5 protein-coding genes are annotated in these 6,281 nt (G+C 42.6%); 1 reads left to right on the plus strand and 4 read right to left on the minus strand.

The genetic code is table 11. The annotated features are described in order from the left end of the window. The 3 genes from RG47T_RS18615 to RG47T_RS18625 form a co-directional block, all read right to left on the minus strand. The coding region (locus RG47T_RS18615; protein ID WP_253187537.1) for a transglutaminase family protein at window positions 1-666 on the minus strand (666 nt) is incomplete at its 3' end. Window positions 667-694: 28 nt separating this feature from the next. After that, window positions 695-1,630 (minus strand): alpha-E domain-containing protein, encoded by a 936-nt coding sequence (locus RG47T_RS18620; protein WP_074490961.1) that lies wholly within the window; start codon window positions 1,628-1,630, stop codon window positions 695-697. A gap of 92 nt (window positions 1,631-1,722) precedes the next feature. Further along, entirely contained in the window at window positions 1,723-3,171 is a 1,449-nt protein-coding gene (locus RG47T_RS18625) for a circularly permuted type 2 ATP-grasp protein (RefSeq protein ID WP_074490962.1), read from the minus strand. 205 nt (window positions 3,172-3,376) lie between these two features. Here RG47T_RS18625 and RG47T_RS27095 point away from each other — a divergent pair, with 205 nt between their 5' ends. Beyond that, window positions 3,377-3,457 (plus strand): IS3 family transposase, encoded by an 81-nt coding sequence (locus tag RG47T_RS27095; protein WP_074493580.1) that lies wholly within the window; start codon window positions 3,377-3,379, stop codon window positions 3,455-3,457. 104 nt (window positions 3,458-3,561) lie between these two features. Here RG47T_RS27095 and RG47T_RS18635 read toward each other — a convergent pair whose 3' ends face one another. Further along, a complete protein-coding gene (locus RG47T_RS18635; RefSeq protein WP_074490963.1) occupies window positions 3,562-5,991 on the minus strand; it encodes a TonB-dependent siderophore receptor in 2,430 nt (809 codons plus the stop codon). Window positions 5,992-6,281: the final 290 nt, after the last annotated feature.

Raw genomic sequence — 6,281 nt, forward strand, 5'->3', positions numbered from 1 at the left:
CTCGGCCCAAGCATGGGTAGCACCTTCGCCGCGCATACCGGTAGTGTTGGGGCAAATGTAACCGCTTACATAACGGGCAGGGATGTTTACCAGCCGGAGCATTTCGGTAAGCATATGGGCAAAATCCTGGCAAACACCTGCTTTTAATTTCCAGATTTCGTCCAGTTTAGATTCAACGGTGGTTACCCCTTTAATGTATTCAAAATTTTTGTACACATACTGGCAAAAGCGCAGGGCTATCTGGTAGGGTGTATCGCCATCTTTTTTTTCGCTGGCAACTATAGCCTGCAATTCGGGCAAGCCATCAAAGTATTCGTGCTTTAAAAAATCAATATAAGGTACGGTATATTGCAACGCAGATAGGGTATCCCATTGCTCTGCCGGAAAAATATCATCAACCGGTAATGCATGGTGATGCGTATTAACTACCAGCTGCGAATTGATGATCATTTGGTTATGGGGCACCGAATAAGTAAAGCTGCCCACCTCATTGCCGTAATAATCAATATGGGTATCTACAATGGGATTGCCCGAAATTTGCAGATCGTGCTTTAACACATTCTGATAAACATCCACTATCGGGAACAGAATAACCTGGTTGGCGCTGTCGCGTACGGCGCCATCATAAGTATAACGGGTAATATGTTGAATTTTAAATTCTGGCATGGGTCAATTTTTTAGGTGCTTTCAGCGATCAGGAATGGGCGAAATAACGCTCGTTCAACAGGTTCCCGATCTGGTAAAGCTGATCTTTTAATTGGGTTAAATACAGGTGCAGGCCATCATTCTGGATGCCTTTTACCGAACTGTATTTGATATGGCTTTGCAACTTACCGATAAAGAACGATAGCTCCTGGTAATCAGTCATGCTGCTATCCAGTTTCAGCCTGTCGAAATAACGCTGTATGTTGTTTACCGAGTATATAACAGACCGCGGGAAGTCATTGTTTAAAATTACCTGCTCTAAAACGTTATGCGCTTCCAGTCCATCGCGATAGGTTTTGAGGTAAAGCTCGTAGCCACCCAATGATTGCAGCAGGTGTTTCCAATAGGTGGTATCGGTTAGCAAATCGGGGTTATTATTGATAGAACCAAACTTGATGTCGAGAATATCTATCGATTGAATTGCCCGCTCGAGGTATTTACCGATATTCATAAAACTGCGGCCGGGGCCACGCTCCATAGTAACTTCGGCTGTACCGTAATAAAGCATTACCTGCTTAATCAATGTATCCAGCACACTAATAGGGTCTTCCTTCTTTAATCTCGAGGCCAGGCTATTATCTTTCACACAGTGATAGTATTCATTAAGGCACTGCCATAAATCGGTATTAATGTGTTCCTGCACACCACGCGCATTCTCGCGCGAGTGGGTAATAATGCTGATGATGGAGTTATGATTCGCCTTCTCTGTAACCATATAATTAATTACCATGCGGCTGTCGTTGTTTAACTTATCGATCAGTTCCTGATCCGGCCCCGAAAAAATCCGGATTACGGGCTCCCAGGTAAAATCCTGTATGGCATCCTGTGACGAGGCGTAATTAATTTTCAGCATCCTTAAAATACCGTCGCTACGCTCTATGTATCTGCTTAACCAATAAAAACTTGCTGCTACTCTGCTTAACATCTTTTGTATTTCGGATATCGGAATTAGTATTTCGGATTTATTTTTTTTTGATTCGAGTCTTGTTTCTTGACTCTCGATTCTTGATTCTCTCTCTACGCCAGTACCCAGGTATCTTTACTCCCACCGCCCTGCGAACTGTTTACCACCAGCGACCCTTCTTTCAGCGCCACGCGCGTTAAGCCGCCCGGTACAATCTCTATTCCATCGGGGCCGCACAAGGCATAAGGGCGAAGATCTATCCGCCGAGGCCGTAATGACCCCTGTATGTAACAGGGTGCGGCAGACAGGCTGATGGTGGGCTGCGCAATAAAATCGCGGGGCTCTTTTAATATCTCCAGTTTGTACTCATCAATTTCCTGTTCAGTAGCCGCATGGCCCATCAGCATACCGTAACCGCCGCTTCCGTTAGTTTTTTTAACCACCATTTTATTGATGTTTTCGAACACATACTTCTGCTCGTCGGGGTTATTGAGGCGATAGGTGGGTACGTTTTTAAGTATCGGTTCCTCGTTCAGGTAATACTTAATCATATCGGGTACGTAAATGTAAATCGCCTTATCATCGGCCACGCCATTACCTATGGCATTTACAATGGCCACATTGCCTTTGCGGTAAGCGCCCATAATGCCGGGTACACCTAATATGCTGTTCGGGTTAAATACCAGCGGATCGAGGAACTCATCATCAACCCGGCGATAAATTACATCTACCTGCTGCAGGCCGGTGGTGGTTTTCATGTATACCTTTTGGTTGTTCACCACAAGGTCACGCCCCTCTACGAGTTCTACCCCCATTAAACGGGCCAGGGTGGTATGCTCAAAATAGGCCGAGTTATAAATACCAGGGCTTAACAGCACAATAGTGGGGTTACTGATGCGCCTTGGCGATAACGACTGCAGGTTCTTATACAGGATGTTTGGGTATTGGGTAACACTGCGTACACCGCAATTAGGCAGCAGGTCTGGAAATAAACGCTTGGTAATTTCGCGGTTCTCCAGCATATAGCTTACACCCGATGGCGTGCGCAGGTTATCTTCCAGCACATAGAAGGTACCTTCCTCGTCCCGGATAAGGTCAATACCTGCTATGTGTACATAAATATCATAAGGAACGTCAACCTGGTACATTTCGCGCAAAAAGTGCGGGCACGAGTAAATGGCATCAATAGGTATAATACCATCTTTAATAATAAACTGGTTGTGGTAAATGTCTTTCAAAAACAAGTTAAGGGCAGTAAGGCGCTGCTTAATCCCCTTCTCCACAAAGCTCCACTCGTCGCCGGTAATAATACGCGGAATAATATCAAACGGAAATATTTTCTCTATGCCTTCACCGCTGTTATACACGGTAAAGGTTATACCCTGTTTCATAAACAGGCGCTGGGCTAATTCTTCTTTCTTGCCCAGATCATCGGGTGATTCTTTAGACAAATAATCAATCACCCGTTGATAATGAGCCCTGATATTTGAATCTTGAAGATACATTTCGTCCCAAACGCCAGGAATTGAATGATAGCCATCGAAATGCTCTGCCTTGTACATATAGTTTTACCCGTTTATTTGAAATTAAAGTTAAATCTTTGTTAAAATATCAATTTTTATCAAACCATTTAAATTTAATAATTAAATAACTGATAAAATCATTAAAAAAGAAGCATTATTTAATATTTTTTGCAAAATTTAATTTTCAAGAATTGAAGGTATCCGGCAGGAAATGCTCGCCGACTAATCACACAAAGCTTTAAAACTGCGGAAGCAGCTTACAGCTTCGTTAAAAAAATACATTCATTACTACAACAATAAGAGAATAAAAAAACAGGTTAAATAGAAAGAGCCCGGTAGAATACCGAGCTCTCGCACAAAAAAACTTAATCTTGTAATCTGTCCAACTTTTGGGGTCACACCATTTTGAAGCAGCCTGTTTTGATATTATTAAAATTTATAGGCAACAGTTGTTAAAAACTGGCGCGGTGGTATTGGTGTAACACTGTAGTTATCATGTATCAGGTAATTAAACGTATTGGTGATGTTTGATACCTGTGCCAGGATAGAAAGCTTGTGATAAGTATATCCGGCAGAAAGATCGAGCGTTGCAAAACCGCCAACCGGCAATAAGCGGCTATAGTTTTGTGTTTGCCCCACAGTGTTATTATATCCTGCCAAACGCTCGCCGGTGTAAAATACCGATGCCCCAACTTTAAACCCACGTAAAGCATAGTTATGAAACGTGTAAAATGCGGTAGCATTAGCTGTTTGTTTGGGGTTTATTACCAAACGTTCGCCTTCAAGCGGAGATCCTTTTAAACCTGTGCCATTGGTATAACGGGCATTATTGTAACCATAACCTAAAATAAAATAAAAGTCTCTGGTAAAGTTGCCGGTCACATCAACCTCAAAACCATCGCTTGTGGTTTCGCCGTTAAGCATGCGGAATGCCGTATTATTTGGATCTGCAATAGAAAGGTTGCTGTTAATAATACGGTATACACTTAAGTTAGCAGATAACTTACCGTTAAAGAACTCGTTTTTAATCCCTGCCTCGTATTGGTTAACAGTAGATGGATCGAGCCCGCGGCCATTAATATCTGTACCCGTATTTACAATAAAGTTACTGCTGTAGCTGGCATAGATGGAGCTTGTTGGTATTGGCTGGTAGATAAGCGATACCTTTGGTGAGAAAGCCCTGTCGTACTTGGTTTTTGCTGTACCCAAACCGGTAGTACCTTTTTGTAAAAAGTCGATAGTGGTTTGCGAAGTTTGCTGCCACGACCAACGCACACCTGCCAGGAGTTTCAGTTTGCTGGTAATCGTCATCAAATCCTGAATATATGCGCCAAAACGATAAACCGGTGCGTGGGTTAAAGCGGTATCAACTGCGTTAGGAATATCTGTACGGGGTACAAATTTGTTAAGGTCGATAATATTAATTTTATCATAAGCATACGTGCTTATGTTTTTACCATTAACACTATAGGCATTTGTTTGGTTATTAACCTTGGTAACATCTGTACCTACCAATAACTGGTGGCCTAAAAAACCTGTGTTAAAGCGCCCTGTTAAATTAACCTGGCCGGTGTAATTATTCTCGAGCGTATTAGCGCGTTGCAGGCCACGGTTCCAGTCGCCGTTTGCAGCCGTATTATTAGGCAGGCTTGATCCGTATGAATCTATCTTGGTGCTTTGGGTAGATAAGATGGCATTCAGTTTCCAGGTATCACTAAAACTGTGGTTTAAAGTTGCCATACCGCTATACTGGTCCATATGGCTGTAAGCCCAATTGGTATTAATAAATTGCGAACGTGGTACCGTGGTATTTATCGCCTGCCCGTTATTTAAAGATCCAACACCCCAATCTGGCGTAAGGTTAGATTTCAGGAAATCGCCTTCAACCAATAAAGTGGTGCTTTTGCCCAGGTTAAATAAAAACGATGGATTGGCATACACACGCTCTGTTTTAACATGGTTGCGATAGCTGCCATCATTTTCGTAAACGCCTATAACTCTAAATGCAATATTATTAGAGATCGGGCCGTAAACATCTACAACAGGCTTGTAAGCACTGTAGCTGCCCACTCGCATAGAAACTTCTCCACCGTATTCAAACTTAGGTTTTTTGGTTACCATATTAATGATTAAACCACCCGATACGTTACCATACATCAGCGCCGAGCTTCCTTTAAGAATTTCTACAGACTCTAATGTGGCCGCCTCTGGGAAACCTGCTGTATTGGTAAGCACTCCATTTTTAAATATACTGCCAGAACCACCGCCAATACCAATACTATAGCCACGTGCGGTAAAGGTTTCGCCAACACCACCCCGGGTTTGGGTTAAAGATACACCACTCACGTTACGTACGGCATCGCCCAAACGGTTAATCTGTTGGTCTTGAATTACCTGGCTGCTTACCACACCTGTACTTTGAGGTAAATCTAAAGGGCGAATGCCGGCTTTATCTAAAGTAGCCTTAGTATTGTTTAATGTTTTGCCTGTACTAATCACTACTTCCTTTAATTGCGAAGCGGTTTCTGAGAGGTTAAAGTCGGCATTACTTAACTTGCCTGCGCTTACGGTTACGGTTAACTGTTCTGTTTTTGAACCTACCAGGGTAACCACAATGGTATAGGTGCCGGGCTTTACGTTTTGAAACAAATACGTTCCGTTTTCTTTGGTAGCTGTTGCTTTATTAAGTTCTTTAATAGTTACTGTTACATCGGCAGCGGGTTTGCCATCTGTAGTTTTTACGGTACCTGCTATTTTACCATAGTTAGCATCAACGCCTTCTGCAAAGGCAAAAATATTCATCAACATGATGCAGCTAAAAAGTATTCCGGATCTTAAAAAGATGTAAAAATTATTCATTTTATTTAGATTGATTCTAAGTGCAAAGATAAAACAGCACCGTTACAAAGCAATAATTATTTATAATTAGTTTAAATAAGGCTTAAATCGGCTAATAAAGCCCCCTCTAAATCTCCCCCGGTAGGGGAGACTTTAGCTTCGCCCGTGCTTTTTTAAGTCCTCCCTACCGGAGAGGATTTAGGTGGGCTTAACTTAATGACATTGCCTTCACGTCTCAGCAGGGTCTCTCGAAGAGGACCCTGCGCAATAGGACATGTCTACAATTTCGCAAAACGCAGGGTCCTCTCCGA

The sequence above is a fragment of the Mucilaginibacter polytrichastri genome, assembly GCF_001911425.1.
GTDB lineage: Bacteria > Bacteroidota > Bacteroidia > Sphingobacteriales > Sphingobacteriaceae > Mucilaginibacter > Mucilaginibacter polytrichastri.

What these genes read in the sequence shown, in the direction of transcription:
- RG47T_RS18635 (WP_074490963.1), bottom strand. Translation starts at nt 5,991, where the DNA reads ATGAATAATTTTTACATCTTTTTAAGATCCGGAATACTTTTTAGCTGC.
- RG47T_RS18620 (WP_074490961.1), bottom strand. Translation starts at nt 1,630, where the DNA reads ATGTTAAGCAGAGTAGCAGCAAGTTTTTATTGGTTAAGCAGATACATA.
- RG47T_RS18625 (WP_074490962.1), bottom strand. Translation starts at nt 3,171, where the DNA reads ATGTACAAGGCAGAGCATTTCGATGGCTATCATTCAATTCCTGGCGTT.